The following is a 25,061-nucleotide window of genomic DNA, read 5'->3' as shown; positions in this document are numbered from 1 at the left end:
TGAAGGGAGACAGCCGCATATGGCGTTTGAAGGTTTAACCGGAAGATTGCAGAATGTGTTCAGCAAGCTGCGCGGCAAAGGAAAAGTAACTGAAGATGACGTCAACGAAGCGATGCGTGAAGTGCGGCTGGCGCTTCTGGAAGCCGATGTTAACTTCAAAGTAGTCAAGGACTTCGTGTCCAAGGTGAAGGAGAAGTCGATCGGCAAGGAAGTGATGGACAGCTTTACTCCCGGCATGGTCATCATTGATATCGTTAACAAGGAATTAACCGACCTGATGGGTGGAAGCCAAGCGAAGCTGGCCAAGTCCAATAAGCCGCCGACAGTCATAATGATGGCGGGTCTGCAAGGGGCCGGTAAGACGACCACTTCAGGCAAGCTGGCTAAGCTGCTGCAGAAGGGTAATCACCGTCCTTTGCTTGTAGCGGGCGATATTTACCGTCCGGCTGCAATCAAGCAGCTGCAGGTGCTAGGCGAACAAATTAAGGTTCCAGTATTCTCCCTGGGAGATCAGACGAGCCCGGTGGAGATTGCCAGACAAGCGGTCCAGCATGCGAAGGACAACGGGCTGGATTATGTGATCATCGATACTGCTGGCCGCCTGCATATTGATGAAGAGCTGATGGAAGAGCTGAAGCAGATCCATAACGTCGTGAATCCTGACGAGGTGCTGCTTGTAGTAGATGCCATGACAGGTCAGGATGCTGTAAATGTAGCTGACAGCTTCAACAAGCAGCTTGAGCTTACCGGCGTAGTGCTGACGAAGCTCGACGGCGACAGCCGCGGTGGTGCAGCATTGTCCGTCAAAGCCGTAACCGGCACTCCGATCAAATTCGCCGCACTGGGCGAGAAGATCGATGCACTGGAGCCGTTCCACCCGGAACGGATGGCTTCCCGGATTCTCGGCATGGGCGACATGCTCTCCTTGATCGAGAAGGCTCAGGCCAACATTGATACCGAAAAAGCGAAGGAAATGGAACGTAAGATGCGTAATGCGGAATTTACGTTCGACGATTTCCTGGAGCAGATGGATCAGGTCAAGAAGCTTGGCCCGATCGACCAGATTCTCGACATGCTGCCTGGCATGAATAAAGCCAAAGGCATGAAGGACCTGAAGGTCGACGACAAGCAGATGGGCCGCGTCGAAGCAATTGTTCATTCGATGACCAAAGCTGAGAAAGCCCAGCCTGAGATCATCAATCATAACCGCCGCAAGCGCATCGCCGCAGGCAGTGGAACCAACGTAGCCGAGGTTAACCGTCTCATCAAGCAGTTCGATGAAATGCGCAAAATGATGAAGCAGTTCTCCGGTATGATGGGCGGCGGCGGTGGTAAGGGCGGTAAGAAAAACGCCATGAAGCAGCTTAAGAGCCTTGGCGGCGGCAAGGGTATGAAGTTCCCTTTCCGTTAATGTTAATAGTCTTTAAGGTTTAATCTTTAATTTTTAAGCTTTAAGCTTTACCCTTAGATCAGACATTGTACAACATCAGATGATCGAGAAGGTTTGATCTTTTGATCTTAATCTTTTGATCTTAATCTCTTGATCTTAATCTTTTGATCTAAAGAGTTTGTAAAACCAGTTCCCAGGTACCGCCCGTTGTTAAGCGGGTCCCGCTAGGGACGAAAAGCGATCCTGCCCGAACTATCCCAGGTCCCGCCAGTCTGAATGCCCACGCCAATTGCACTTAGCCGGGTGTCCAGAGGGCAGAGCCCTTGGGGCCCTCCCTTGGCTAAGGGAGGGTTTGGGAGGGATCGGAAAAAGGTTTCCGGCAAACTCTTCCCAATCTTTCGATATTCTTTTAAGGAGGTGAATTTCGTGGCAGTACGTATTCGTTTGAAAAGAATGGGTGCACATAAAGCGCCTTTCTATCGTGTAGTGGTTTCCGATTCCCGGTCCCCTCGTGACGGTCGTTTCATCGAGGAAATCGGTTATTATAATCCGATTGAACAACCGGCAGTAGTTAAGATCGATGAGGAAAAAGCTCTTAAATGGCTTCAAACAGGTGCACAAGCATCTGATACCGTCCGCAACTTGCTTTCCAAAGCAGGCGTGATGAAGAAGTTCCATGAGCTGAAGCAACAGAAATAATGACTGATTGCGAGGGTCCTCTATGGAAGAATTAGTTGGTGTTATTGCTAAGGCTTTAGTGGATCATCCAGAAGATGTGATCGTGCGGACTGTGGAGAAGGATCACCTGATTGTATATGAACTCTCCGTACATCCTGATGATGTGGGGAAGGTCATTGGCAAACAGGGACGGATCGCCAAAGCGCTTCGCACAGTAGTCACATCTGCAGCAGTCAAGAGCGATAAACGCGTTACCGTGGATATTTTATCTTAATGGATGCGTTCAATGAGGGGCTAGGGATAGTATATCCCGGCTCCTTTTTGTTCAAATATAGCAGTATAGATTAATGTACAAAGAACCAAAATAGGCGTTGCCGTGCCATTTATGTACGAGTCCTATTGCAGCAGTAACGCTGATAATATTTGAAGGAGAGGATTATATGACGGAAGAGTTAACCGTAGGCAGGCTGGTCAATACCCACGGCATTCGCGGGGAGGTCAAGATTTTGTCGCATACCGATTTTCCGGATGTCCGCTTTGCGCCGGGCAAAAAGCTACTGCTTATCCCCGCTGATGGAAGTCCGAAATTCGAGGTGATCGTGGAATCCGCCAAAGAGCATAAAGGGATGTTCATTGCCAAACTGAAGGGCTATACCAACATCAATCAGGTCGAGAAATATAAAGGCAGCCTGCTTAAGGTTCCTAGTGATGATCTCGTCGAGCTTCCGGAAAATGAATATTACTTCCACCACATCGTCGGCTGCGAAGTATACACTGATGAGGATGGAAGCCAGCCACTGGGCACGATTACAGACATCCTGCAGCCTGGAGCCAACGACGTCTGGGTTGTGAAACCGGCCAAAGGACAGGATATTCTTATTCCGGTCATCAATGATGTAGTGCTTGACGTGGATATTGCAGCCCGGAAAATCACCGTTCACCTGATGGAAGGACTATTGCCATGATGAGAATTGATGTGCTGACGCTCTTCCCGGAAATGTGTGAGGGTGTATTTGGCACAAGCATTCTTGGCAAAGCACGTGAAAAAGGCATCGTCTCCCTAAACGCAGTCAATTTCCGTGATTTCTCAGGCAACAAGCATAACAGTGTGGATGACACGCCCTATGGCGGAGGCGGGGGGATGGTGCTGAAGCCTGACCCAATCTTTGCTGCCGTGGAACATGTGCTGGGCATCTCTCAGGACGGACAGCAAGCTGAGGAGATCACCGCGGGGAGTTTTCCCGAAAGCGGCGATGTAAACGGAGATGAGCACCAGCATGGTACTGGTGCAATAGCGGAACGTACGTCTGTTTCTCCTGTGAAACCGCGTATTATCCTTATGTGCCCCCAGGGAAAACAATATAACCAGCACATCGCCGAGGAATTGGCCCAGGAGCAGCATCTGATCTTTATCTGTGGCCATTATGAAGGTTATGATGAACGGATCAGAGAGCATCTCGTAACAGATGAGCTGTCCATTGGGGATTACGTGCTGACCGGTGGTGAGCTGCCCGCCCTGACGGTCATCGATTCGGTAGTGCGGCTGCAGCCCGGGGCCCTCGGAAATGAAACCTCAGCGATAACAGATTCGTTCAGCACCGGCCTGCTGGAGTATCCGCATTATACGCGTCCGGCTGAGTTTCGGGGATGGAAGGTGCCGGATATACTGCTGAGCGGTCACCATGCCAATATCGAAATATGGCGGCGTGAGCAGGCTCTGGAACGAACCCTGGAGCGGAGACCGGATCTTCTGGATACCGCCGAATTAACGGTGAAGGATAAGAAGACACTGGAGCGTTTACGCCAGCAGCAGAACAAGCCTGAACAAAATAATTAAGGGCACAAGGCATATCACACGTCTTTTTAACGTATATTACGTTGAGGAGGCGTTTTTTGTTATGTAGTGAATAATTTAACAGACACATAAGCTTCACAAAAAAAATAAGAGCAAATGTGCGTAGTTATCCTTTTTTTAGGGTAATAGTTAGAGGTGCCGCAATAAGATATGCAACTTAGATGCAATTAGCTTAACAATTGAAAGGAATGAACTGAAAGTGACTACGAATACGCGTGAAGAGTTTAAACCGGACGTGGACACTGTCCACAAGGAAGCGGAGCCGCTCCGCACAGTAAGCGATATTATCGATTTTTATACGAATCGTAAATCGTAACCCTCTTTCTTGAGTAGAGAACAGACCCTGGCAACAGGTCCAATAGGAGAAGTGCTATAGTAATAGCAGCAGTAACCCAAAAAACCATTAGAACAGACGGATCAATGACCGCTGCTTTAATGGTTTTTTACATGAAAAAGACCGTCCGAAGACGGTCTCTCTACCCGAGGCGCTGTTTTGTTACCTTGATCCGTATCCCGCGCCACCAAAGCCAGTTGTTCAGCCGTTGGTCCGGGTAAGGGATACGTTCAGCATGTCATGCTTGATGTGAACGCACCTCCTTTCCTTGTGCCAAGAGTATAGCATAACGTAATTTAAAAATCTATAAAATTTTAAGAATATATTAAAAAACTATTTTCACAGAAGAAAGCATTGTTTTGATGAGAACTCGGAGATCTGCGCTTGTTTTCGTTTTAAAACGTCAATAGCCGCCGCATAAGGTCCGCAGCTTCCTCTGCAACCTCGGCATCCGGGATCGCTAAGTCACTGATGCCAGCCTGGCATTGATAACGAATCCGCAGCGTGCCATCTACGTGCTGCTTTTCTATAATGCTAATTCCGCTCTGACGTGCCTGCGCCTTTATCATGAGCTCTTCTTGCGTTAATCTTTCCCGGGCCTGTGTCAGCCACGCGACGTACGGGTCAAGTGTGTGCATCGAGAGGAATATCTGGGAGTCCCGTTCGAATGCGGCTTTCACCATCGGAAGGATCGTGTAAGGACGGATGAAGTTGCAGACTTCTGCGGTGATAGATGCGGGTGAGTTGCGTGTTGCGGACATTACAGTGCCTCCGTTCGATTACGAATGTATGTTCGCATTATATCGCATGTGAACAAGTTTGTACAGGTGCGCGTTATTTTATTGCATAGGTGCACGGCCATACGCTATAATAAACGCGAGATTGGTAAAAGCTGTGACGACCGTATGGGCAATCGTTGGCAGAACGTGATAATGGCGCGGAAGTTACGGAGTAGCCGTCGGGGTATAGCGCAGCCTGGTAGCGCGCACCCTTGGGGTGGGTGAGGTCGCAGGTTCAAATCCTGTTACTCCGATACGACACTAAAAAAACCGCTTCATACGGAATCAAGATTCCGTATGAAGCGGTTTTTTGTCCAAATATAAGAATTTATATGCTTCACGTTATAAACTATCCTTCTATTTCTTACTGAAACGGATACCGTCCTTTTGAGGACGGCAAAGCCGTTTCCACTTGGTTATCGTCGTTCTAGTACTTCACTGTCACTGCGGGTAAGCTTTATGATCCCAGTAACCAATGCATATAATGCAACAACCGTGAGCACGATAATGGCCCAGACGTAGTTTCTTACTGTGTAAGTAAGTGATGCAAAGATTAGGAACAAGGCGATGCGCAGTATTCCCTCGTTAATGAAATTTCTCCCTGCTGTACTCATGATTCCTGCCTCCTTAAGTTCGGATTAGTACATATACAAGCCCGTAAGCGCTTTACTGTTTGTAATCTTATTATAAACCTTTTTCAACGAAAAAGACACACATTGTTCACAAGTTATTTATTTCACATATATTTCACAATGGTAACTTAGCCGTTACCGGCTAATCCCTCCAGTCATAGAATAAATCACTACTGTAAAGGAGGAGTTACGGGTGGAAGCATATTATAATTGTCTGCAATGTAAAAACAAAAGGGTACGGATTTTGACAACCGATGGAAAACAGCATGAAGGTATCATCGTGGATGTGGATCGTAACAATGTCTATCTGAAAACGAAGGGCAACGGAAAAATGAAAACCTCGGCATTTTACCCAGGCAATTATTACGGCGGTTTTTACGGGTACGGCAGTGAAATTTTAACTTTAAGCTTGTTTACACTGCTGGCAATCGCGCTGATCTAAAGGCAAAAAAGTGGGCCTCCCTAATCTGGGAAGCCCACTTTTTGCATATATACGTAAATTTAGATATTCGGTTCGGTATCTTTCATTTTAGTGCTGTATGGAGATGGAGCCGATTTCCGTGGATAGGGACAATAGCGGTCCACCCCCGTTTAAATCAAGTTTGCCGGAACCTGTACCGGAAATATGTCCAAGCTCGCTGGAGGCCTCCACGGTGCATTTGAGACTGCTGTCCAAAGAGGCGGATATTTTACCTATGTCACTTTTAGCTTTGAGACTGCTGCTGTTTTTCATCTCATTGATACTTAGCTCGATGCTTCCGGTATCTGTCTCTACCTTGGACTTGCCGGTGACTTCAACATCCCGGAGTGTGATGGCTCCAACATCGCTCGAAATGTCAAAGGTTCCCTGCAACTGGTTCAGCTCAATAGAACCTACATCATTATTGATTTCAAATCTGTCGACACTGGCTGGAAGCTCAATCAGGTAGTTGATGCTGAAATCTGAATAGCCGTATTTTTTGTGCGCCCAGGACCATAAATCCTTTTTGGGACTGTCCTTGGCGTAGGTGGATACTTTAAGCTCGTCACCGCTAATTTTTACAGATACTTCAGCATTATCAAACAACTCTGGAGCATATTTGCTGGAGGCATGATGGGCTACGATAGTAGCGGTTACGTTGACGGTATTTCCTGTAGTGGAGATGACCTCAACCTCACCCACTGCATTGTCGAGGGTAAGTGTAGAGGAGGACCCTGGTTTCGAGGTGGCAACAAGTTCTTTGCTGACACTGTCGGCTGTGATCTGTTCTGCCACGACGGACGCAGTATTCTGAACAGCTTGATGCACATTTTCCATGGCTTCTCCGATATCCTGCCCTAAATCTGTTGCTGCTTCACTGATTTCCTGCCCGAGTTCACTAGAGAATTCTTCAAACTCCCCATTACTGTCAGCAACTTCCTGTTGGGAGTTGCCGGATAAACGCTGTTCAAGTTGATTATCGGCAGCTTCCTTGCCAGGCAGTTCTCTGCAGCCGGCTAATAGTACAATGGAGAAAACAGCCAGTGCTGCAATCTTTGCTGGTTTATAATTTTTTTTCAAATGGAGCCCCTCCTAAAAGTCTGTATATTGCTTATGTATAATCGTTATTATATATTATGGTAAATAATTGAATAACAGGCTGGAGACCGGTTGCTGTGCTGGACTAAAGTCCAGTACCTATGGGCGCGACTACAAATCAATAAACGATTGTGTTAAAATTAGCTGTAGATGATAGGTTCAGTAAAGCTGAAACGGCGGGTTGGAAATCCGAGCAATGGAAGTGTAGAAGTGTAACGGAGCCTGGCAGCAGAAAATAGACCGACTCTCAGGCACCACGAAGGGCGGTCTATTACTATTTTGACTGTGAAAAGTCAAGGGAGCGGATGAGCCTGATGCGATATGCAGCAATCCTGATCGTATTGTTATTTGTTGTGGTTGTTTACTGGCTGTTTAACAGACGGCATAAGAGGGCCGGAAGTCCAAAGACTGCAACGGCCAGCAATGTGATCTCGATGGACAGACACCGGAAAGCTAAGCAGAGTTCCACGGATCAGCTCTGTTCCTCATGCAAGAAGAGAAACGGCAAACTTATCTTTTATGCCCAGGATAATGGAAGCGTAGTCGGACTATGCAAGGATTGCAAAGCCAAAGCCCAAAAGAAGGATATGCTGCCGCTCTAAAAATATAGTTGTATTAGCCTACTCTTTATGTTATTATTATTTCTGTTGTGTGGAATACGGTGGTCCTCTGCGGATAATGAGGGAGAGCGATGGTCTCTCCGGAAGAGGCATGAACACCTGTACGGAAGGAGGAAGTCCTAAATGAATATCCTACAAGCAATTACGCAAGAACAAATCCGCAAAGATATCCCGAGTTTTCGCCCGGGTGACACTTTGAAGGTACACGTAAAAGTTATCGAAGGAACTCGTGAACGGATCCAGTTGTTCGAAGGCGTTGTAATCAAACGTCGCGGCGGTGGAATTGGTGAGACTTTTACGGTTCGTAAAATTTCTTACGGTGTTGGTGTGGAAAGAACTTTCCCAATCAACTCGCCTAAACTCGAGAAAATCGAAGTGGCTCGCCGTGGTAAAGTTCGTCGTGCGAAGCTCTACTATCTTCGTGAACTGCGCGGTAAAGCTGCAAGAATTAAAGAAATCCGTCGCTAGAATAGTGACAAAGGAAAGGGGCTTGAGTTCAAGCCCCTTTCGTTTATTCTTGCTGCTATATCCGGTTCTTCTCGACCCCAATAATGGACATTAAAATAGTTGCCTTAGGATCAGCTTCTCCGAAAAGGCCTCCTGAAGGAGTAATCGTGGAGGAGTTTTTGGCAGGAGTTTTTTTGTGTTGTATAGTGAATATAGGATGAAGAGAGGACGGTGAATTATGCAGCAGGATTTGCAGCAGGGACAAGGGGAGATTGTGGAGTCCGGCGGACAGAACCCTAAGAAACAGAAGAATGAAGTATTGGAATGGATTAAAGCGATAGCCATTGCATTGGTTCTGGTAATTCTTATACGGTGGCTTTTATTTAAGCCGTTTATTGTGGATGGACCTTCCATGAAGCCTAATTTCCATACCGGTGAACGGGTAATTGTAAATGAAATCTTGTATGACATCCGCTCTCCGCAGCGTGGCGAGGTGATTGTGTTTCATGTGCCTTCAGAGGGCAGGGACTTCATCAAGCGCGTAATTGGAGTGGCTGGAGATACGGTGAAAGTCGAAGGGGATGTCGTTACAGTTAACGGTGAACCTGTGAACGAAACTTATATTCAAGGCGCGATTGATGAAGCGCATAATAATAATGCTTTGTACAATAATAAAAATTTCCCTAACGAAGATTTTACTGACGGCACAGTGCCCGAAGGACATGTATTCGTAATGGGGGATAACCGCTCAGACAGTACAGACAGCCGGATGATCGGTTATGTGCCGCTTGGCGATATTGTAGGCCGTGCAGATCTGATTTTTTGGCCGGTCAAAGACATTTCAGTAATTAACCATTAAGCTGACAGAAGTCAAAGGAGGTGACGGCAATGGCCATTCAATGGTTTCCGGGTCATATGACGAAGGCTAGACGGCAAATTGAGGATAAGCTGAAGCTGATAGATGTTGCAATAGAACTGCTTGATTCCCGTCTGCCGCTTTCCAGCCGCAATCCGATGATTGACGATATTTTACGGGACAAGCCGAGATTGATTATTCTGAATAAAGCAGATTTGGCTGATCCAGAAGCGACCCGTAAATGGTTGTCGTACTTCAAAGCCCAGGGGCATGTCGCCCATCCTGTAGATGCGTCTACCGGAACAGGTGTGAAGGAAATTCCTGAACAGGTTAAGCTGCTGCTGAAGGAGAAAATTGATCGGCAAATTGCCAAGGGGATGAATCCGCGGGCGATGCGCGCACTAATTGTGGGGATTCCCAATGTGGGCAAATCGACGCTCATTAACCGGATGGCAGGCAAGAGCATCGCTGCAACCGGTGACCGCCCAGGGGTCACAAAGGGCCAGCAATGGATCAAAACGGGCGGAAATCTGGAGCTTCTGGATACCCCGGGTATTCTGTGGCCAAAGTTCGAGGATCAGGATGTAGGCTACCGCCTTGCGGTAACCGGAGCTATTAAAGAGGAGATTCTGAACGTCGAGGATATCGCCTTTTATGCTGTCAAATATCTGGTCAAGGATTATGGTTCCCGGTTTAAGGAACGCTTCGGGATTGATAAGCTTCCTGAGGATCTGGAGAACCCCGATGAGATCGTTGCCGTTCTGGAAGCGATAGGGCGTAAACGTGGCTGCCTCATCAGTGGCGGACGTGTGGATCTGGAGAAGGCGTCACGGACGTTACTCCATGAACTGCGGGCAGGAAAGCTTGGAACCTTTACCCTGGAGACGCCTTAAGCACAGTAAAATAATGATTGGGTTATAAGCCATCCACTTTTTGGGGTGGCTCTTTTTGTTGTCTTTGTTTCTGGAGCATGATAGAAACGGGTCCTATGCAGAATTTTAGTTATTAACTTAAAGAGGGATGCCTCCTGAAGGCTTCATATGATAAGCTAAACAGCAGTAGGACTGAATATAAGTGAAACTGGCGGTGGATAAACAGTGAGTACTATAGATATGTTGTTATACGAAAAAGAAGGCTGGGAGCAGTCATTCTGCCGGATTGCCGGGGTAGATGAGGTGGGCAGAGGCTGTCTGTTCGGGGATGTTGTCGCCGCAGCGGTGATATTGCCAGAAGGCCTTATTATAGAGGGTGTTGACGATTCAAAGAAGCTGAGCGCCAAGAAGAGGGATGTTTTGTTTGAGCTCATTATGGAGCAAGCGCTGGCGGTTAGTGTTGGCCACGTTGACTCTGCGGTGATTGATGAAATTAACATTAAACAGGCTTCGCGGCTGGCGATGAAGAAGGCGGTAGAGGGCTTGAGTCATACGCCGGATTACATGTTAATTGATGCAGAAAAAGTGGATCTGCCGCTTCCTCAGCGTTCAATTATTAAAGGAGATGCCAATAGTCAATCTATAGCTGCGGCATCCATTGTGGCGAAGGTGACCCGTGACCGGCTCTGTGAAGGCTTATGGGAGGAATTATACCCGGACTATGGGATTAAAATACATAAAGGCTACGCGACCAAGCTTCACCGCGAGCAAATTGTGGCCCTGGGGCCAACGCCTATGCACCGGCGGAGCTTCATCAGCCGGATATTGGCGGAGCAGCAGACGTTATTTTAAAAAAAGAACTCAAATGTCGATATACTAAGAAGACATTAAACGAAGGGAGGAGAAAACGGCATGAATATCGGATCTTTGATTCGAGGATTGCTCGGAGACAGTAAACCGGGAGAAGCCAAGTCTTTGGAACTGAAGGAAGGCCAGGTCGTTCGTGGTGTAGTCCTCAGTGTGTCGGAATCCGGCAAAGAAGCGGTCGTACAGATCCAAGGCACGCCTGTCCGTGCGGAGCTGGAAACTCCGCTGCAGCCTGGACAAACCTTAAATCTGCAGGTTGCCCCTCCGGGTGAGGGCGGGCTGCCCGTATTGAAGCCGGTCTCCCTTGGCGAATCAGCTCTTGCATCATCTCAGAGCATGGGGGAGGCACTGGAATCACTTGGGCTGTCAGATTCCAAGGCAGGACGGGAGATTATTCAGGCCATGCAATCAGGAGGCCTGCCCCTGACCAAAGAGACGGCGGCGAAGCTCGATGCGGTGATGAACGCCAAGCCGCAGGGCGTGCCTACTTCGGAGTGGCTGGAAGCGGCAGTGATCTCGGTGAAACGGGGACTGCCTGTGACAGCAGAGAGCGTGAAGGGGCTGCAGCAGGCTGTGTTTGGTCCGAAGCTGCATGAATTGCTGACCAAGCTTGAAACGGAGCTTACGCTCTGGGCACAGAAGGAAAGTGATGGGGAGGGTGGAAAGGCCATAGGTGGTTCGGAGAAGCTTACGGCTCCCTCCGGATCTGCTGCCCCTTCTTCTACCGGCAATACTGGTACTGGTCTTGCTGTGGCAGGCGAAGAGCTTGATGTCGATCCGGCAGCGGCTAAAGCTGCCCTAGCGGCTTCTGCTATGCCGGACGAAGCTGCTGACGGGGCCAAACCAGCTGTGCAGTCTACGGCAGCGCAGGCTGGCGCAGGGAAGGGTGAACAGGCTGCGGCAGCGATGGCCGCGAACACACCCGAAGCCGAAGGTACTAATCCTGATGCCGCAGCCAAGAACGCGGCAGGTACTGCTGCGGCTGTGCCGGCGGACAACGAATCTGCCGACGCGGGTGTTTTCCCTAAGGCAGCAAATGCGGCTTCAGGGAGTCCGGCTGAAGGAACTGACGCGCAGAATCCTGCGGCGCGTCTGAAAGAGAGTGGAGCAGAGCCTGTAGCGGTACGAATCGGTGCAGGATCTGCCGGATCAGAGGCGGAGCCTGCGGCGAATGCGGCAAAGCCGGGGACCGCAGCTCAGCCGGAGCGTGCGCAAGCTGCCGCAGGCAATGCCGGTGCACCAGCAGCGCAGCAGTCCGGCACGGCGCTGCTAACGAAGCTGCAGGGCGTGCTCAGCGAGCTGCGCGGCACACTGCCGCAGCTCGCCGCTTCGCCGCCCGCTAACGTTGCGGGCGGAAGCCCTGCGCCAACGGCAGCTTCTATGCCGGCGGCAGCACCAACGCCAGGGGCAGCACCAACGCCAGCGGCGGCACCAACACCGGCGCCAGCGTCTACGCCAGCACCAGCGCCATTAGCTGCGCCAACGGCGGCAGTGCCAGCGCCTGCGGCTGCGCCGCCGCAGGGCAATGCAGCCCCGCTGACGCAGGCGGGGCAAACCCAGGCCCCCGCGGCGTCAGCGCCGCGCGGGGAGAACCCGGCTGCTGCGTCAGCGCCGCAGCCGGGGCCCGCTGTCACCCAGGACACGGAGTCCTGGGTGGGGCGGGTGCTGAAGCTGCTCGGCGCGGAGCACGAGCAGCAGGCGGTGCGCGGCAGCTTCGCAGCCGCCGCAGAGGCGCGGCCTGTGCCAGCGGCTGCGGGAACGCGTGAGGCAGCGCTGCCGCTGGCGGCGCTGCAGGGCGGTGCGGCGGGTGAAGATGCCGCCGACACGCTGAAGGGCGTGCTGCTGCAGGTGATGAGCAGCGATGCGCCGCCTGCGGTGAAGGAAGCCGCAGGCCAGCTTGTGCAGCAGCTGACGGGACAGCAGCTGCTGCTCAACACGGACCGTACGGCACCGTTCGCACAGGTGACGCTGTTTCTGCCGCTGAGGGGCGAGGATGGACAGGAAACGGCTTCTGTCCATATTCAGTCGCGGCGTGGCCGCAAGGGTGAGCTGGATGCAGCGAACTGCCGGCTTTGGTTCGATTTGGACATGAAGCAGCTGGGACAGACGCTGGTTGATGTTCAAGTGGTCGACCGGATCGTAAGCCTCAAGGTGCATAATAATGATCCTTGGGTGCTTGAACTGCTGGAGGATCGGCGGGAGGATGTCCAATCCGCAGTGGAGTCAATAGGCTACCAGCTTTTAAGCTTGCGCACAGAGCCCTTGCCGGAGCCCGGCTCGCTTGCGGCATCCGGTATGAAGACTGTGTCCAAGCTGGCAGACTATGTTCCTGACTCCTACAAAGGAGTCGATTACCGGATATGAGTGAGCCAAATGAAGTTTCACAGAACCTTAAGAAGGCTGTTGCACTGAAATATACTCCAGGCCAAAGCGAAGCCCCGGTAGTTGTGGCCAAAGGGCAAGGTGCTGTGGCGGATATGATTTTGCAGCGGGCCAAGGAGAACGGGGTTGCTGTTCAGGAGGATGCAGCATTGGTGGAGGTCCTGTCGAAGTTGGACCTCGATCAGCAGATTCCTCCTGAGCTGTATCATTTGGTGGCGGAGATTCTAAGCTATATCTACCAGAGTGACCGTTCTGCAGGAGAGCGGAGGCTCAAGTGAGCGGGCGGTATAGCCGCAAACAAAAAGGCACAGCAGCTGAACAAGCTGCTGTAATGTATTTGACTTCCCAAGGTTACGATATTATAAAATGCAATTGGCGCTGCCGCAGCGGCGAGATTGACATCATTACTGAGCTTGAAGGCAGGCTGATCTTCGTGGAAGTACGGAGCCGCAGCGGAAACCCTCAGCAGGGGACACCCGAGGAATCTGTGAACACCCGCAAAATACGGCAGGTGCGCAATACGGCAGAGGTCTATTTGCATGCCACAGGTCAGGAAGAACGGCAGGTCTCCTTTGATGTGATTTCAGTCTTACTGAATGACGATACGAGTATCGCTGCTCTTAGGCATATTCGCGAGGCATTTTAAGTGGTTTTTTGTCGATTTAATGTCCATATTAGAGCTTATGTCTTGACATTACTTCCGTGTCATGGGTCATTTCTTAAGGGAAATGGGTAAACATTATTGTAACTTTTAATGCTGCCATGAGGAGGGTTGTCCGCATGAGGAATCAACCATTTGATATACAAGTAAGTTTTACATGCCAAGAATGTGAACAGAAGATCGCTGTAGATTTAGGCGGAGAGCCTTTATCCGTTGTCTGCTGCAGCCAATGCAACAAAACCTTCACCGTTATGCGGCCAGCCATTGCCGAAGAGATATTGATTGATTGGGAGAATGAGGCGCTTATCCAAAAGATCCGGGCCGAAAAGAGCCAAAGCGACAGCAGCAGCCTGTTGTCACTGGTTATTAAAGTGATAGAGCTGCTAACCTGGCGGGATAAGGGCAATGGACAGGTGGAGGCAATCAGGGAAATGCGTAAATGGCTTATTGATCATGAAGAAGTTCCGCCACTCGCCGAATTGATTCAGCTGGATGCCAACCAGCGTTCCAACAAACGGGAATGGCGTAAATAAAAATAAGTTCAGCGTAATTGAGAAATCAGAATGTACAGAGTTTCCGTGAAAGTTGGGTGTGCACAAATGTCTAAAGTATTTTTTACCTCAGACCACCATTTTGGGCATAAGCTGATTATTGATTTTGAATCACGTCCCTTCAGTGGTGTGGAGGAGATGAACCGGACGATGATCGAGAACTGGAATTCCGTGGTGGGCGAAGGGGATACGGTATTTCACCTTGGGGATTTTTCATTTATGAACCTGGAAGCGACGGCGGGGATAGCATCTTCACTGAACGGCTACAAGATTCTGATTCTCGGCAATCATGACCGCGGACGAAGCCGCAAATGGTGGCTGGAGGCGGGCTTCGACGAGGTTAGTGAATACCCGATGATCTACAAGGATTTCTTCTTTCTTTCACATGAACCGATGTATATGAACAAACATATGCCTTACGTGAATGTGCATGGTCATATTCATGGGCAGAAATATGAAGGAAACAATCATTTTAATATTTGTGTGGAGCATTGGGGCTACAAACCGCTCTCTTTTGAGCAAATTAGGGATGCTGTGGTGGTAAGTGAAGAGGGTTAATTCATTACCCTTTTAAATGCCCTTTCACATTTGTGCAAATAAGCTGGAGCGGTGATCTCCCGTTCAGCTATTGCGCATGGCTGCAGATCATTTGTATACTGGTTATAATATAATCTCGGAAAATGAGGAAGCACCCTTTTTCTTGAAACGACAACGCTCAATGTTGGGCGTATTTCAGGAGAAGAGGTGTTTTTTTATGTATGGAAAAATGCACAGCGCCTGCCTGTATGGGATTGAGGGTGTGATGATCGGTGTTGAAATTGATCTGGCCAACGGTTTACCACAGACGAATATCATTGGATTGCCTGATTCTGCTATTCGTGAAGCTGTGGAAAGAGTGCGTGCGGCGGTTAAAAATTGCGGTTATCGTTACCCTCAGCAGCGTGTTACGGTCAATTTAGCCCCGGCTGATCTGCGTAAGGAAGGTTCGGCATTCGATCTGGCTATTGCCCTGGGCATTCTGACGACAAGCGGCCAACTGGTTATGCCTGAGGCAGAAAAGCTGCTGCTGATCGGCGAACTGGCGCTCGACGGCAGCCTGCGCCCTGTAACAGGTGTGCTGCCGATGGTAGAAGCAGCGCGGCGCGCCGGATTTCGTGCTGTCTTGGTGCCAATGGGCAACGCTGCAGAGGCCGCTTTAATCAGCGGGATCACAGTGTATGCGATAGAGCATTTGCGGCAGCTGCCGCAGCCTGAACAGGAATCGGTAATGAACCTGGCGGACATCGCAAAGAGAAGCGGGGTAGAGCAGCAAATAGTAAGTGTGAATACAATGGGTGTTGATGAATCGGGCGGCTCAGTCGAAACTAAATCTTGTATGCCAGTAGGATGGGCTGCTGCTGAAGCTGTAGCTGTGACAAAGGAAACTGTCCTGCAAAATCCGCTGCCGTTTCCGGTTTCTGTCAGCAGCGGTCTTGCGAACAGTGAGCGTCCTCCGGTCATGGCGCTTACGCTGGATCATTTGAAATATATACCGGCAGTGATGTATGAACGATCTGTCTTAACTGAAGACAACGGTATGCTGGAGGATTACAGTGATGTTCTAGGGCAAAATCATGTGAAGCGGGCTTTAACCATTGCGGCGGCGGGGATGCACAATATTATCCTGATGGGGCCACCGGGAACGGGGAAAACGATGCTCATCAAACGTCTTCCTAGTATTCTACCGCCGCTGAATGACAGTGAATCCCTGGAGGTGACCAAAATTTTCAGCGCGGCGGGCAAGCTTAAGGATGCCCACAGCGGGTTGCTGCGGGGTCGCCCGTTCCGTTCGCCCCATCATACCATCTCTGCGGCAGGGCTTATTGGCGGTGGAGGGATTCCCAAGCCGGGTGAGGTCAGCTTAGCCCATCGAGGTATTCTCTTTCTGGATGAGCTGCCGGAATTCTCGCGCAATGTACTAGAGGTTCTGAGGCAGCCCTTGGAGGACAGGGTAGTGACGATCAGCCGTGCCCGCGCTGCATTTACCTTTCCCGCCCAATTTTTGCTGGCCTGCTCTATGAATCCTTGCCCGTGTGTAGAACACCTCTGGATTTATTAAATGAATAACGAACATTCACAATCGCTTTTTTACGTCCTCCCTCTAATGGCTCAATCGTCTCCACGATAATCTCTTCAACAAGTGTTTTCACTATTTCACGTTTCGTTTCAAAAGTAATATCATTTTCTATTTTCGCTCTTAATTCGGATAGTAGCTCTTCAGCAGAATCAAATTGGTAAGCCAGGTCCTGCTCCGCGTCCATTAAGTTATCAAGTTCTTTTACGCGACGTTCTAATGCTTCCGTTTCTAGTAAAATATCTTGTAGCTGTTTTTCAACGTCGATTGCTTTGATCATTTTCTGACGATAAAGTGAAAGGATGCTTTGTCTTTCAGGTTCTTTTTCCTGTATTCTTTTTAGGATCATTGATTTTTCCTCGATATACTTAGCCTTGAAAGTTTTTCTTGTATCCATTCCTGTTTCAAGTTCCTTTAAAGCTTCCCCTGGATTCTTAATAAAACGAAGGCATTCTTGCCAAGTTAAGTCCTCAATCCATTCTGCAGGAATGTTCTTAGAATAACATTTCCCCTGAAGAGGACCCTTATATGCGGTCTTTCCACCGCACATATAATAAGCTTTTTGTTTCCTTTTAGGTCCATTAAAGGCGCCACCATAATATGTTAATCCGCAGCATCCGCACTTAATAATCCCGCGTAATAAATAGAATCTGGTCTGATTTCGGAAAGCTTCAATTTGATTATCTTTTAAAGTTTGTTGAGCTCGGTCCCAAGTTTCTACAGATACAATTGAAGCCACCTCACGTACAATTAGTTCTCTTTCTCTAGTTGCCCGTCTTCCATATTCATGAATGCCTTTGTAAGTTGGATTAACAATCATATTTCGGATTCGTCCGGGACTCCATACACCAGCTGTATTTTCTTTGCGCTTACCTTTCTGTACCTTCCGACCATGCACAACGTATGAAGGCGGGATTCGCAGTGAATTAAAATAATCGGCAACTTTAACTGTCGACATTTTTTCATTAGCTACCAGATGGTACAGCAGTCTGATAATACTTGCTTCAGACAAATCAAGTTTGCCAGGTAGAGGTTCTTCATTAACTTCAAGAAATCTATCTTCATTGACTCGGTACCCAAAGGGTATAATTCCACCAAGCCATTTCCCTAATCGAGCATGCCGATTCGCTCCATGCCATAATGTGTCGAGAAGAGTGTCACGGTCAAACTCAGCTTGCCCGGCTAAAACAGTTATTATGAATCGTCCCATTGGGTCGCCAGTATCAAAAGGTTCAGTCATACTTTTGATTTTTACACCATGCTCTTCGAGCTGGTAAATGGCATCAAGTGTGACGCGTGCCTTTCGACCAAGACGCTTCATGTTGTAGATTAGCACGGTTTTGAAACGTCCTGACTTAGCATCCTGCAGCAGCTGTTTTCCGTCCCCACGCTGATCCAGGCCAATTGTGCCGGTAACTCCATCATCTTTGTACCAGCCCACGATATTCAATTTATGTAACTCACAATATTTCTGAGCAAATTCTATTTGATTTTCAATGGTTTCTCGTTCCTGCTGATCATCTGAAGATACACGGGCATAAACAACAACATCTTTCTCATGCAATGCATTTGTAAAATTAAGCATATATATTTCCTCCCATTAAAAATTTAAAGCGTCATCGACAGCTTCCATTGGTAAAATCAATCGGGTTACCGTTTGACCATGACGCCAGGCAACACGGGATAAATTTATCGTCACATACCCTCTTTGATTTGGTGGGAGTGAAAGATCACCCGGCAGGACAGTAGCATCATGTCTGGATCGATGGAAGGACGAATTATGAAGTTTATAGTTTCGCTCCACATTGAGAAGTAATAGCTCATTCCAGTTGAAACCCTGACGCTGCTCGATTACCAGAGCCTCAGGGCGGGAGAGATCGTCTGAACCATACAACGAATGAATACGAGGCTGCTGAAGGTAATCGAGGCCTGTAACAGGGGATTCGAGAATGGTTGCTTCTAGACTAGGCGGAGTAACGTTGGTGTATGTAAAGGTTGACAAGAATTTTGACTCGGTTATTCGATCTTCAACTTGTTTGAGGCGCAACTTAGCAAAATCCAGATAGATTTGGAATTCACTGACCAGTAAGCTAATCACTTCACTTCTGTTCGCTGGCAGTTGCAGCTGTTCAATCATAAAGAACGGGATCATTGCATATAGTGCGAACCGGTTCGCATCATTTTCCTGAGCTTCGCGGAACAGTTCGGGCATCACCCGCTGATCTCCGGAGTGCCGGATGACATGACAAAGTTCGTGAAAAAAGATTTTTCGCTGCTCTATGTAGTCATCGCGCCTGTCAATAAAAATGATTTTATCCTCATTCTCACTAAATGGGCTGTTGTCGTAATAAACGATATCTACACCGAAAATCATAGCGATCCTGTCTATATCAAGATCTAGTGGTATAAGAACGCCATTTGCCCGGTACTGTTCCTCGATCCATTGTTCCAGAGGAGTTTTGAAGTAGTTGGAAAAATTCATATAAATACCTCCATTTTGCGCACGTATGTTCTGTTTTTATATAAAAAGAAAAGCCATTGCTGGCTGAGTTAAATTTTTAATTGTTTTTGAACGCTTATTGTGGGCTCTTCTATTTGAATTGCACTCGTATCATCGTTTACTATGCCAATGCAAACGATAAGAAAGAAGAGAAGCGAAATTAATATATATTTTAATGCTTTAGCTTTTTCTTTGGTGAAAATAGAGACGATAGTCATATATAGAGTTAATAGACACCCAAATATGCATAGTATCACCGCAATTAACTTAATGTCCTCCCAAAAATACATGACAACAAAGCCAAGAAACAGAAAGGATATTATTGTCTTAATCTCTCTCTTGAATGCAATACCAATAAGCAAAAAAATTATAAGTATGAACAATCTGGTACCTCTTTCTGATTCCCCATCGGCTGGAGGAGTTGCTTATAATTTCCTATTTGATTGCTCTGACGCACGCTTTTTCATCTCTCGGTAACGTAAAAGGGCTGCTTCCATTTCGTCGATTTCGTCTGCTGTATATTTGTCAGGGCCACCGTAAAATGACATGCTTGTTTCTGGCTTTTTCCTAACAAGTGATCGTCCACTCAAATAATCAGTGTCGCAATCGAAAATATCGGCTATTTTATTTAGTGTATCAATCGGCGGGAGCTTTGTACCATTCTCATAAGCAGTATAAGTGGATCGGGCTATCCCTATAAGGTCAGCAACATATTCTTGAGTCCACTTTGAATCTTTTGCTTTAAAGGATTCTCTTTCTCCTCTGATTCTCTTTCCGACAATAAGCATATTTTTGGCACCAACTTTAGAAAGGATAAGAATATTATAATGTTACTGTGAGAAACAATAAAGAGATGTTCCAATAAGAAACATTTACTGTTGACATGTTTCTTTTAGTAACATATAATCGAGTCATAAAGTTACTTAAAGGAACATTGGAGGTGTGATAATTGAGGTATTGGTTGAAGAAATTACGTGAACTTGCAGATAAAACGCAGGAACAGGTTGCGGATGAGGCTGGGATTTCTCGAAGTTATTATACAAATATTGAGGCTGGCATTAAAACTCCAGCTGTATCCGCTGCAAAAGCTATTGCAAAATCATTAAATTTCCCATGGGAAAATTTTTTTAAAGATGAATGTTACTTTAAAGAACATTCTACAGAGGAGGTGATCTAACTGGAAATTCAGGACATTCGTGAAGTTAAGGAAACAAGGAAACCTGATGAAGTTAACCGGCTGATTGAACAGGGTTGGGTTCTTGATTACCGGGAACACGGCCAAGGCTACTCCCGGTATGTGCTTATCAAAATCAAATAAGGGGGGACTGGTGTGGAGAATCCAAAAGGTATCGAATACACAGCTACCTATGAGCCGGACATGAGCAAAATGGTCAAAGCGTTACAGATCGTTAAGGAGTCACCGCTTCCGAATCGCCAAGAGGAAGTGCAAGATGAGCGGGATACCGCATGAGAGAAACCCGCCGAGCTGTACCGGCAACGGCGGGTGGGGGATACGGCAAGGGGATTTGCTTAAGTACATCATACATCAGGCCTCTGTCCGATAGCATCCCACTAAATTGGACAAATGAGGTGAAACTGGGTTGGCAATTGGACAATTTCCTGAGGCGCTCAGAGAAGTCATGCAGCGCAAAGGAGACACTTTAGCAAATGCTGGACGAGCTGCTCACGTTGATGGCTCGCAGATAGGGAAAATCGTAAAAGGGACCCGCAAAGCTTCACGGCCGGTCATGAAAGCCGCAGTTGAGCATTACGATGATGGACAACTTTTCTTGGCTGCGGCGGCGGAAGTGACCGGGGGTGCTTTTACTCCCTGGCTGGACAACGTAGACCTACATAGAGCAAGCGTGCTGTTCAAGTCACTAGAAGAGATTCAGGAAGTGCGGGACGCTTCGAGTATCGCCCCGATCAGTAAGACGAATGCACAAATCAATGAGACTGAGCGTCAGCAGATAAAGCGGCTGCTCATGGAAACGGTGGAGGCAATCACGGCGCTCACTCACTTGGCCGCAGCCATCTGCAAAGAATATTCATTCAGTTGGCTCGCGACCTGGAAAGAGCACCGTGCCGAATTGAAATCTAAAAAATACTTGAAATGAGGGAGTGCTTTGGATAGAGAGCAGTTGGTTGCTGAGGCAAGGGAAGCAGGACAGCATGCAGCTCATAACCTGCAGATGATTCGGAAGAATCCGAACATTATGCTGCCGGGAAAGATCGAAAATGCGGAGGATCATCTTAATAACATGATCCGATTTGCGGAAATGGAAATGAAAAATGACCGCCTGGCAGGGCAGTCACTTGGTTTGAAATCTCGGTTAGAGAATCTCTTGATGTCCATTTTAACCTCGAAGCGTGAAAAGCGCAAGGAGGGGGCAGCGTGACGGATCAGCAGATTAGAAGCTTCGGCCAGGCCCTGGCTGAACGTTATAAACAGGTGAATGATGAAAAGGCTGCCGCAGAAAGACTGTTCCGCGAATCACTTTATTCTCTATTATCAACCCGCTTTGAGGTTCTGGAGCTGGAGCGGAAACGGGATATTGCCCAAGCTACTTATGAAACATGGGACGAGGTCACCACTAATCTCCCCTCTGAGATTCAAACGGCTTTTTCAGAACATTATCAAAAAATAAATTCTCCGGAGGCTTAAATATATGAAATCTACTGGAATTGTACGCAAAATCGACGAGCTTGGACGGATTGTTATCCCGATTGAACTGCGCAGAACTATGAATCTGGAAATTAAAGACCCTGTGGAGATTTTTGTTGACGACGACAAGATCATCTTCCGCAAGTATGCGCCAGGCTGCGCGATCACTGGTAGCCAGGAAGATTTAGTTCCGTTTGAAGGGAAGCTATACAGCCGGGCGATTATTCAGCAAATGGCATCAGCAGCAGGGATTAAATAGGACAAGCAAGGGCTTCGGCCCCTGTCTTGGAGTATCGGAGCTTAGAAGTAATCTTCCTCCCTCCGGTATTCCAAGATGCGGCTGACGCATCCAAGGTGGTGGCAGAACGAGTATGCAGCGCCTTAAACTGCAAAGCGAAATAGGAGTGAAAACCTCCGGCGCTTATAGGAGTTTGTGCGGCATGATCGTACAGAAAAATGCCCACTTAGCTTTCCGGTGAAGTTCGTCCGAAGCATGGCGACTATAAACCAAGATGCAAACCGATGCCGGGTTCAAGTCCCGGCCCACCTTGATTCTACATAGGAAGGAGGAACACGCGAAATGAGTTTAAAAAAGCGGATTGACGACGCAGTTCAGAAACTGAAAGATTTTCAGAATGCAGTGGGCGATGCAAGCCATACGACAGGTGATATCTTGGTAAGCATTTCAGACTTCATCGATGATGATCTAGATGATCTGACAGACGAACTCCACGAAATTGCAGATGAAGTCGGGGAAGTCGAAAACAAGGTAGAAAAGCTCGAAGAGCAGCTTGAGGAAAAGACAGCATAAATAAAGACAGCCCCTCGCACGGGCTGCCTGTTCCTTGACAAAAGAATATATTCTCGCCCCCATTTTAGCAGGTGGGGGCGCATTACACAAGAGGGAGTGTTTGGAATGTCAACTGCCTTTTCTGCTGACATCAGTGGTCAGCGCATCGAGGTTGGAATTAAACCTCCTACTAATTACTCTCCGTCGGTGCTTACTATCCGGCAACAATCCGGAACATTCCAACTGCATGCCGATCCTGATCAGCTTGCAGAAGTGGAGTATGCTATCCGCTCTTATCTGGATAGCATCAAATACCCGCAGCCGGTTACTCCGGCAGCTAAGGAGGGAATCGCTTGAAACGTATCGTTCTGGAGCGCTTGACGCTCCGTAATTTCAAAGGAATCAAGGAATTTGATGTTCCGGCCAATGGCCGGGATATTGACATTTTTGGAGATAACGCCACAGGCAAGACCACGATATTCGACGGTTTCCTATGGCTCCTGTTCGGTAAGGACAGCGAGAATCGCACAGAACAGAAATTCGAGATTAAAGAGCTGAATTTGGTCGGTATGGTTCAGCAGCACAAACTGGAGCACGAAATTGAAGGCTCGCTCCTGGTGGATGGCACCCGGCGGATATTCCGGAGGGTGTACGCCGAGAAGTGGACGAAGAAACGTGGCGCGCCAGTTGAGAGCTTTGAGGGTCACACCACCACTTATTACGTTGATGGCGTTCCACTCAGCATGCGGGAGTTCCAGACTGAGGCTGACACCATCATCAAGGAAGATTTGTTCAGGTTGCTAACCAGCCCTTCATATTTCAATGGAGTGTTGAAGAAGGAGGATCGACGCAAGGTGCTGCTGGAGGTTTCCGGCGATCTTACGGATGATGAGGTCATTCATAGCAACAAGGAGCTGGCCGAGCTTCCTACGATCTTAGCTGGCCGTGAAATGGAAGCACATAAAAAGGTTATCACCGCCCGAAGCGCCGCCATTAATAAGGAGATCAAGGAGCTGCCGGTTCGCATAAGCGAGGTTCAGCGACAGATGCCGGATGTGGCGGAACTGGACGAAGAACTTTTAAAGGAAGATGTTGCGCTCTTGCGTGGCCGAATCGAGTCCCGGGAGGCAGAGGTATCCCGAATTCTTTCAGGCGGTGAGGTTGCTGTAAAGGAGAAGCGCCTGCGCGAAGTCGAGGCAGAGCAGATCGATATTAAATCTCGGCTGCAATCATCGGTGCTGAATAAGGTGGCTGAGAAGCGGAGTGCTGTCAACTTGAAGCATTCGAAGCTCGACCAGCACCGCAGAAACATCGAAGATAAGCAGCAGCGGATTAAGCAGAATGAACGTTTGGCTGCTGGGCGTCGTCAGGAAGCCGACCGGCTTCGAGCAGATTTTGCTGCTCTGAAAGAAGAGGTCTTCGAACATCATCATGATGCGAACTGCCCGACTTGCGGCCAAAATCTTCCGGAGGAGCAGATCAAGGCGGCGCATGAAAAGGCGGAGGCTGATTACAACCTTCGCCTGGCGGACCGAAAGGCCCGCATCAATGCAGAGGGGAAAGCTGCTGTTGCCGAAGCTGAGAAGTTTGAGCAGGAAGCCAAGCGGCTCCAGATAGACATTGACGAGCTGAATAACACCTTAGCCGCTCTGCAGGCGGACATCAGCTCATTGGAAACTGAACTGGCTGAGCTGCGGGCGGGCGTAAAAGACCCAGCAGCAGATCCGGAGTATGCCGGCAAGATTGCCGAAGCAACCCGGCTTCAGCAGGAAATCGTAACTTTACGGAACTCTAGTCAATCAGCGGCTGCAGGTGTTCGGGAAGAAATCGGCAAGCTACGGATTGAAGTGGAGGATATGGAACGTGATCTGGCCAGGTTCGACGGTGTTAAGCGTGGGCAGCAACGTATCACCGAGTTGGAGCAGCAGGAAAGTAGCCTGGCCGCCGAATATGAGCGGCTGCAGCACGAACTTTTCCTTTGCGAAGAGTTCACCCGCACCAAGGTCAATCTGCTTGATGCCAAGATCAACAGTAAATTCAAATTGGCAAGGTTCCGACTCTTCGAAGAGCAGGTCAACGGCGGGCTGAAAGAGGTCTGCGACACGCTCTACAAGGGCGTTCCGTATGAAGGTGGCTTGAACAACGCCGCTCGAATCAATGTCGGTCTGGACATCATTAACACACTTAGCCAGCATTACGGAGTTTCGGCTCCGGTCATCATCGACAATGCCGAGGCGGTTACCAAACTCATTAATACGGATGCCCAAGTGATCCGACTGGTAGTCAGCGAGAAAGACAAGAAGCTGCGCATTGAGACGGTAGCTGTGCAGGAGGCGATCTGATTGCTCTTATGGATGGGGGATGAGATAGAGTATCGAACTCCTGATGGGAGGACTCTTACCGCTAAAGTCGCTGGTGTAAGTGGAAGTCGTATATATCTCCAAAATGGTAGCGTCACTTATGAAAGTTATGTGATCAGAGTAATAGAAAAGAAATAAGGAGGCGATTTGA

General features: G+C 48.5%; 32 protein-coding genes and 1 tRNA gene. 27 read left to right on the top strand and 6 right to left on the bottom strand.

Annotation, left to right across the window (positions count from 1 at the left end; genetic code table 11):
- Positions 1-19: 19 nt before the first annotated feature.
- From ffh to trmD, 5 genes are all read left to right on the top strand, one after another.
- Entirely contained in the window at positions 20-1,411 is a 1,392-nt protein-coding gene (gene ffh / locus NSS79_RS20925) for a signal recognition particle protein (protein WP_038593625.1), read from the top strand.
- 405 nt (positions 1,412-1,816) lie between these two features.
- Complete coding sequence (gene rpsP / locus NSS79_RS20920) at positions 1,817-2,089, top strand: 30S ribosomal protein S16 (RefSeq protein ID WP_036688604.1); 273 nt, start codon at positions 1,817-1,819, stop codon at positions 2,087-2,089.
- A gap of 22 nt (positions 2,090-2,111) precedes the next feature.
- Positions 2,112-2,342: a KH domain-containing protein gene (locus tag NSS79_RS20915; RefSeq protein WP_038593622.1), complete on the top strand. Its 231-nt coding sequence runs from the start codon at positions 2,112-2,114 to the stop codon at positions 2,340-2,342.
- Between the two features lie 166 nt (positions 2,343-2,508).
- Positions 2,509-3,033: a ribosome maturation factor RimM gene (gene rimM, locus NSS79_RS20910; protein WP_342435978.1), complete on the top strand. Its 525-nt coding sequence runs from the start codon at positions 2,509-2,511 to the stop codon at positions 3,031-3,033.
- Positions 3,033-3,905, top strand: a complete 873-nt coding sequence (gene trmD / locus NSS79_RS20905; protein WP_342440416.1) for a tRNA (guanosine(37)-N1)-methyltransferase TrmD — start codon at positions 3,033-3,035, stop codon at positions 3,903-3,905. The genes rimM and trmD overlap by 1 nt, the downstream gene beginning before the upstream one ends.
- Positions 3,906-4,652: 747 nt before the next feature.
- On the opposite strand, the gene NSS79_RS20900 is transcribed toward trmD, so the two are convergent.
- On the bottom strand, positions 4,653-5,018 hold the full coding sequence (locus NSS79_RS20900) for a hypothetical protein (protein WP_342435976.1): 366 nt from the start codon (positions 5,016-5,018) through the stop codon (positions 4,653-4,655).
- A gap of 198 nt (positions 5,019-5,216) precedes the next feature.
- On the opposite strand from NSS79_RS20900, the gene NSS79_RS20895 reads away from it, so the two are divergent.
- Positions 5,217-5,290: transfer RNA gene (locus tag NSS79_RS20895), tRNA-Pro, on the top strand.
- Between the two features lie 162 nt (positions 5,291-5,452).
- Here the strand turns inward: NSS79_RS20895 and NSS79_RS20890 are convergent.
- A complete protein-coding gene (locus NSS79_RS20890) occupies positions 5,453-5,650 on the bottom strand; it encodes a hypothetical protein (protein ID WP_038593613.1) in 198 nt (65 codons plus the stop codon).
- Between the two features lie 211 nt (positions 5,651-5,861).
- Between NSS79_RS20890 and NSS79_RS20885 the strand changes: the two genes are divergently transcribed.
- Complete coding sequence (locus NSS79_RS20885; protein ID WP_342435975.1) at positions 5,862-6,110, top strand: hypothetical protein; 249 nt, start codon at positions 5,862-5,864, stop codon at positions 6,108-6,110.
- Between the two features lie 87 nt (positions 6,111-6,197).
- Here NSS79_RS20885 and NSS79_RS20880 read toward each other — a convergent pair whose 3' ends face one another.
- Complete coding sequence (locus NSS79_RS20880; RefSeq protein WP_342435974.1) at positions 6,198-7,208, bottom strand: DUF4097 family beta strand repeat-containing protein; 1,011 nt, start codon at positions 7,206-7,208, stop codon at positions 6,198-6,200.
- Between the two features lie 332 nt (positions 7,209-7,540).
- Here NSS79_RS20880 and NSS79_RS20875 point away from each other — a divergent pair, with 332 nt between their 5' ends.
- The 11 genes from NSS79_RS20875 (at position 7,541) to NSS79_RS20825 (ending at position 16,580) form a co-directional block, all read left to right on the top strand.
- On the top strand, positions 7,541-7,828 hold the full coding sequence (locus NSS79_RS20875; protein WP_342435973.1) for a hypothetical protein: 288 nt from the start codon (positions 7,541-7,543) through the stop codon (positions 7,826-7,828).
- Between the two features lie 141 nt (positions 7,829-7,969).
- The gene (gene rplS, locus NSS79_RS20870) at positions 7,970-8,314 is read left to right on the top strand and encodes a 50S ribosomal protein L19 (RefSeq protein WP_038593601.1); all 345 of its coding nucleotides are present in this window, start codon (positions 7,970-7,972) and stop codon (positions 8,312-8,314) included.
- A gap of 217 nt (positions 8,315-8,531) precedes the next feature.
- On the top strand, positions 8,532-9,152 hold the full coding sequence (gene lepB, locus NSS79_RS20865; RefSeq protein ID WP_342435972.1) for a signal peptidase I: 621 nt from the start codon (positions 8,532-8,534) through the stop codon (positions 9,150-9,152).
- 29 nt (positions 9,153-9,181) lie between these two features.
- A complete protein-coding gene (ylqF, locus tag NSS79_RS20860; RefSeq protein WP_342435971.1) occupies positions 9,182-10,042 on the top strand; it encodes a ribosome biogenesis GTPase YlqF in 861 nt (286 codons plus the stop codon).
- Between the two features lie 219 nt (positions 10,043-10,261).
- Positions 10,262-10,873, top strand: a complete 612-nt coding sequence (locus NSS79_RS20855) for a ribonuclease HII (protein WP_342440415.1) — start codon at positions 10,262-10,264, stop codon at positions 10,871-10,873.
- Positions 10,874-10,933: 60 nt separating this feature from the next.
- On the top strand, positions 10,934-13,252 hold the full coding sequence (locus tag NSS79_RS20850; protein ID WP_342435970.1) for a DNA ligase: 2,319 nt from the start codon (positions 10,934-10,936) through the stop codon (positions 13,250-13,252).
- Positions 13,249-13,548, top strand: a complete 300-nt coding sequence (locus NSS79_RS20845; protein ID WP_038593587.1) for an EscU/YscU/HrcU family type III secretion system export apparatus switch protein — start codon at positions 13,249-13,251, stop codon at positions 13,546-13,548. Before NSS79_RS20850 ends, NSS79_RS20845 begins: the two co-directional genes overlap by 4 nt.
- On the top strand, positions 13,545-13,916 hold the full coding sequence (locus NSS79_RS20840) for a YraN family protein (RefSeq protein WP_342435969.1): 372 nt from the start codon (positions 13,545-13,547) through the stop codon (positions 13,914-13,916). Before NSS79_RS20845 ends, NSS79_RS20840 begins: the two co-directional genes overlap by 4 nt.
- A 134-nt stretch (positions 13,917-14,050) precedes the next feature.
- Entirely contained in the window at positions 14,051-14,464 is a 414-nt protein-coding gene (locus NSS79_RS20835) for a hypothetical protein (protein ID WP_038593581.1), read from the top strand.
- Positions 14,465-14,530: 66 nt separating this feature from the next.
- On the top strand, positions 14,531-15,040 hold the full coding sequence (locus tag NSS79_RS20830) for a phosphoesterase (RefSeq protein WP_342435968.1): 510 nt from the start codon (positions 14,531-14,533) through the stop codon (positions 15,038-15,040).
- 196 nt (positions 15,041-15,236) lie between these two features.
- Positions 15,237-16,580 carry an ATP-binding protein gene (locus NSS79_RS20825; RefSeq protein WP_342435967.1) on the top strand — a complete coding sequence of 448 codons (1,344 nt, stop codon included), beginning with the start codon at positions 15,237-15,239 and terminating at the stop codon, positions 16,578-16,580.
- On the opposite strand, the gene NSS79_RS20820 is transcribed toward NSS79_RS20825, so the two are convergent.
- From NSS79_RS20820 to NSS79_RS20810, 3 genes are all read right to left on the bottom strand, one after another.
- Positions 16,537-18,180: a recombinase family protein gene (locus NSS79_RS20820; RefSeq protein ID WP_342435966.1), complete on the bottom strand. Its 1,644-nt coding sequence runs from the start codon at positions 18,178-18,180 to the stop codon at positions 16,537-16,539. The genes NSS79_RS20825 and NSS79_RS20820 overlap by 44 nt on opposite strands.
- A 15-nt stretch (positions 18,181-18,195) precedes the next feature.
- Complete coding sequence (locus NSS79_RS20815; protein WP_342435965.1) at positions 18,196-19,077, bottom strand: ImmA/IrrE family metallo-endopeptidase; 882 nt, start codon at positions 19,075-19,077, stop codon at positions 18,196-18,198.
- Between the two features lie 443 nt (positions 19,078-19,520).
- Positions 19,521-19,883, bottom strand: a complete 363-nt coding sequence (locus tag NSS79_RS20810) for a helix-turn-helix transcriptional regulator (protein WP_342435964.1) — start codon at positions 19,881-19,883, stop codon at positions 19,521-19,523.
- Between the two features lie 161 nt (positions 19,884-20,044).
- Here NSS79_RS20810 and NSS79_RS20805 point away from each other — a divergent pair, with 161 nt between their 5' ends.
- The 9 genes from NSS79_RS20805 to NSS79_RS20765 all read left to right on the top strand — a co-directional run bounded on the left by NSS79_RS20805 (position 20,045) and on the right by NSS79_RS20765 (position 24,892).
- On the top strand, positions 20,045-20,272 hold the full coding sequence (locus tag NSS79_RS20805; RefSeq protein ID WP_342435963.1) for a helix-turn-helix transcriptional regulator: 228 nt from the start codon (positions 20,045-20,047) through the stop codon (positions 20,270-20,272).
- Positions 20,273-20,425: 153 nt separating this feature from the next.
- The gene (locus NSS79_RS20800; protein ID WP_342435962.1) at positions 20,426-20,566 is read left to right on the top strand and encodes a hypothetical protein; all 141 of its coding nucleotides are present in this window, start codon (positions 20,426-20,428) and stop codon (positions 20,564-20,566) included.
- 130 nt (positions 20,567-20,696) lie between these two features.
- Positions 20,697-21,212 (top strand): helix-turn-helix transcriptional regulator, encoded by a 516-nt coding sequence (locus NSS79_RS20795; RefSeq protein WP_342435961.1) that lies wholly within the window; start codon positions 20,697-20,699, stop codon positions 21,210-21,212.
- 9 nt (positions 21,213-21,221) lie between these two features.
- Positions 21,222-21,494: a hypothetical protein gene (locus tag NSS79_RS20790; protein ID WP_342435960.1), complete on the top strand. Its 273-nt coding sequence runs from the start codon at positions 21,222-21,224 to the stop codon at positions 21,492-21,494.
- A complete protein-coding gene (locus NSS79_RS20785) occupies positions 21,491-21,760 on the top strand; it encodes a hypothetical protein (protein WP_342435959.1) in 270 nt (89 codons plus the stop codon). The genes NSS79_RS20790 and NSS79_RS20785 overlap by 4 nt, the downstream gene beginning before the upstream one ends.
- A gap of 4 nt (positions 21,761-21,764) precedes the next feature.
- Positions 21,765-22,019, top strand: coding sequence for an AbrB/MazE/SpoVT family DNA-binding domain-containing protein (locus tag NSS79_RS20780; RefSeq protein WP_342435958.1), 255 nt, complete (start codon positions 21,765-21,767; stop codon positions 22,017-22,019).
- 321 nt (positions 22,020-22,340) lie between these two features.
- A complete protein-coding gene (locus NSS79_RS20775; RefSeq protein WP_342435957.1) occupies positions 22,341-22,571 on the top strand; it encodes a hypothetical protein in 231 nt (76 codons plus the stop codon).
- Between the two features lie 105 nt (positions 22,572-22,676).
- Positions 22,677-22,907 (top strand): hypothetical protein, encoded by a 231-nt coding sequence (locus NSS79_RS20770; RefSeq protein ID WP_341094074.1) that lies wholly within the window; start codon positions 22,677-22,679, stop codon positions 22,905-22,907.
- The gene (locus NSS79_RS20765) at positions 22,904-24,892 is read left to right on the top strand and encodes a hypothetical protein (protein ID WP_342435956.1); all 1,989 of its coding nucleotides are present in this window, start codon (positions 22,904-22,906) and stop codon (positions 24,890-24,892) included. Before NSS79_RS20770 ends, NSS79_RS20765 begins: the two co-directional genes overlap by 4 nt.
- Positions 24,893-25,061: the final 169 nt, after the last annotated feature.

The sequence above is a fragment of the Paenibacillus sp. FSL L8-0436 genome, assembly GCF_038593025.1.
Taxonomy (GTDB): domain Bacteria; phylum Bacillota; class Bacilli; order Paenibacillales; family Paenibacillaceae; genus Paenibacillus_AQ.
Note: the sequence above shows the minus strand (reverse complement) of the source record. Positions and strands in the feature narration are given on the sequence as shown.

Excerpts from the sequence above, each read along its gene's own strand:
- ffh (WP_038593625.1), top strand. The coding sequence starts at position 20 with ATGGCGTTTGAAGGTTTAACCGGAAGATTGCAGAATGTGTTCAGCAAG.
- NSS79_RS20915 (WP_038593622.1), top strand. The coding sequence starts at position 2,112 with ATGGAAGAATTAGTTGGTGTTATTGCTAAGGCTTTAGTGGATCATCCA.
- rimM (WP_342435978.1), top strand. The coding sequence starts at position 2,509 with ATGACGGAAGAGTTAACCGTAGGCAGGCTGGTCAATACCCACGGCATT.
- trmD (WP_342440416.1), top strand. The coding sequence starts at position 3,033 with ATGAGAATTGATGTGCTGACGCTCTTCCCGGAAATGTGTGAGGGTGTA.
- NSS79_RS20900 (WP_342435976.1), bottom strand. The coding sequence starts at position 5,018 with ATGTCCGCAACACGCAACTCACCCGCATCTATCACCGCAGAAGTCTGC.
- NSS79_RS20890 (WP_038593613.1), bottom strand. The coding sequence starts at position 5,650 with ATGAGTACAGCAGGGAGAAATTTCATTAACGAGGGAATACTGCGCATC.
- NSS79_RS20875 (WP_342435973.1), top strand. The coding sequence starts at position 7,541 with ATGCGATATGCAGCAATCCTGATCGTATTGTTATTTGTTGTGGTTGTT.
- rplS (WP_038593601.1), top strand. The coding sequence starts at position 7,970 with ATGAATATCCTACAAGCAATTACGCAAGAACAAATCCGCAAAGATATC.
- lepB (WP_342435972.1), top strand. The coding sequence starts at position 8,532 with ATGCAGCAGGATTTGCAGCAGGGACAAGGGGAGATTGTGGAGTCCGGC.
- ylqF (WP_342435971.1), top strand. The coding sequence starts at position 9,182 with ATGGCCATTCAATGGTTTCCGGGTCATATGACGAAGGCTAGACGGCAA.
- NSS79_RS20855 (WP_342440415.1), top strand. The coding sequence starts at position 10,262 with ATGTTGTTATACGAAAAAGAAGGCTGGGAGCAGTCATTCTGCCGGATT.
- NSS79_RS20850 (WP_342435970.1), top strand. The coding sequence starts at position 10,934 with ATGAATATCGGATCTTTGATTCGAGGATTGCTCGGAGACAGTAAACCG.
- NSS79_RS20845 (WP_038593587.1), top strand. The coding sequence starts at position 13,249 with ATGAGTGAGCCAAATGAAGTTTCACAGAACCTTAAGAAGGCTGTTGCA.
- NSS79_RS20835 (WP_038593581.1), top strand. The coding sequence starts at position 14,051 with ATGAGGAATCAACCATTTGATATACAAGTAAGTTTTACATGCCAAGAA.
- NSS79_RS20830 (WP_342435968.1), top strand. The coding sequence starts at position 14,531 with ATGTCTAAAGTATTTTTTACCTCAGACCACCATTTTGGGCATAAGCTG.
- NSS79_RS20825 (WP_342435967.1), top strand. The coding sequence starts at position 15,237 with ATGTATGGAAAAATGCACAGCGCCTGCCTGTATGGGATTGAGGGTGTG.
- NSS79_RS20820 (WP_342435966.1), bottom strand. The coding sequence starts at position 18,180 with ATGCTTAATTTTACAAATGCATTGCATGAGAAAGATGTTGTTGTTTAT.
- NSS79_RS20815 (WP_342435965.1), bottom strand. The coding sequence starts at position 19,077 with ATGAATTTTTCCAACTACTTCAAAACTCCTCTGGAACAATGGATCGAG.
- NSS79_RS20810 (WP_342435964.1), bottom strand. The coding sequence starts at position 19,883 with ATGCTTATTGTCGGAAAGAGAATCAGAGGAGAAAGAGAATCCTTTAAA.
- NSS79_RS20780 (WP_342435958.1), top strand. The coding sequence starts at position 21,765 with ATGAAATCTACTGGAATTGTACGCAAAATCGACGAGCTTGGACGGATT.
- NSS79_RS20775 (WP_342435957.1), top strand. The coding sequence starts at position 22,341 with ATGAGTTTAAAAAAGCGGATTGACGACGCAGTTCAGAAACTGAAAGAT.
- NSS79_RS20770 (WP_341094074.1), top strand. The coding sequence starts at position 22,677 with ATGTCAACTGCCTTTTCTGCTGACATCAGTGGTCAGCGCATCGAGGTT.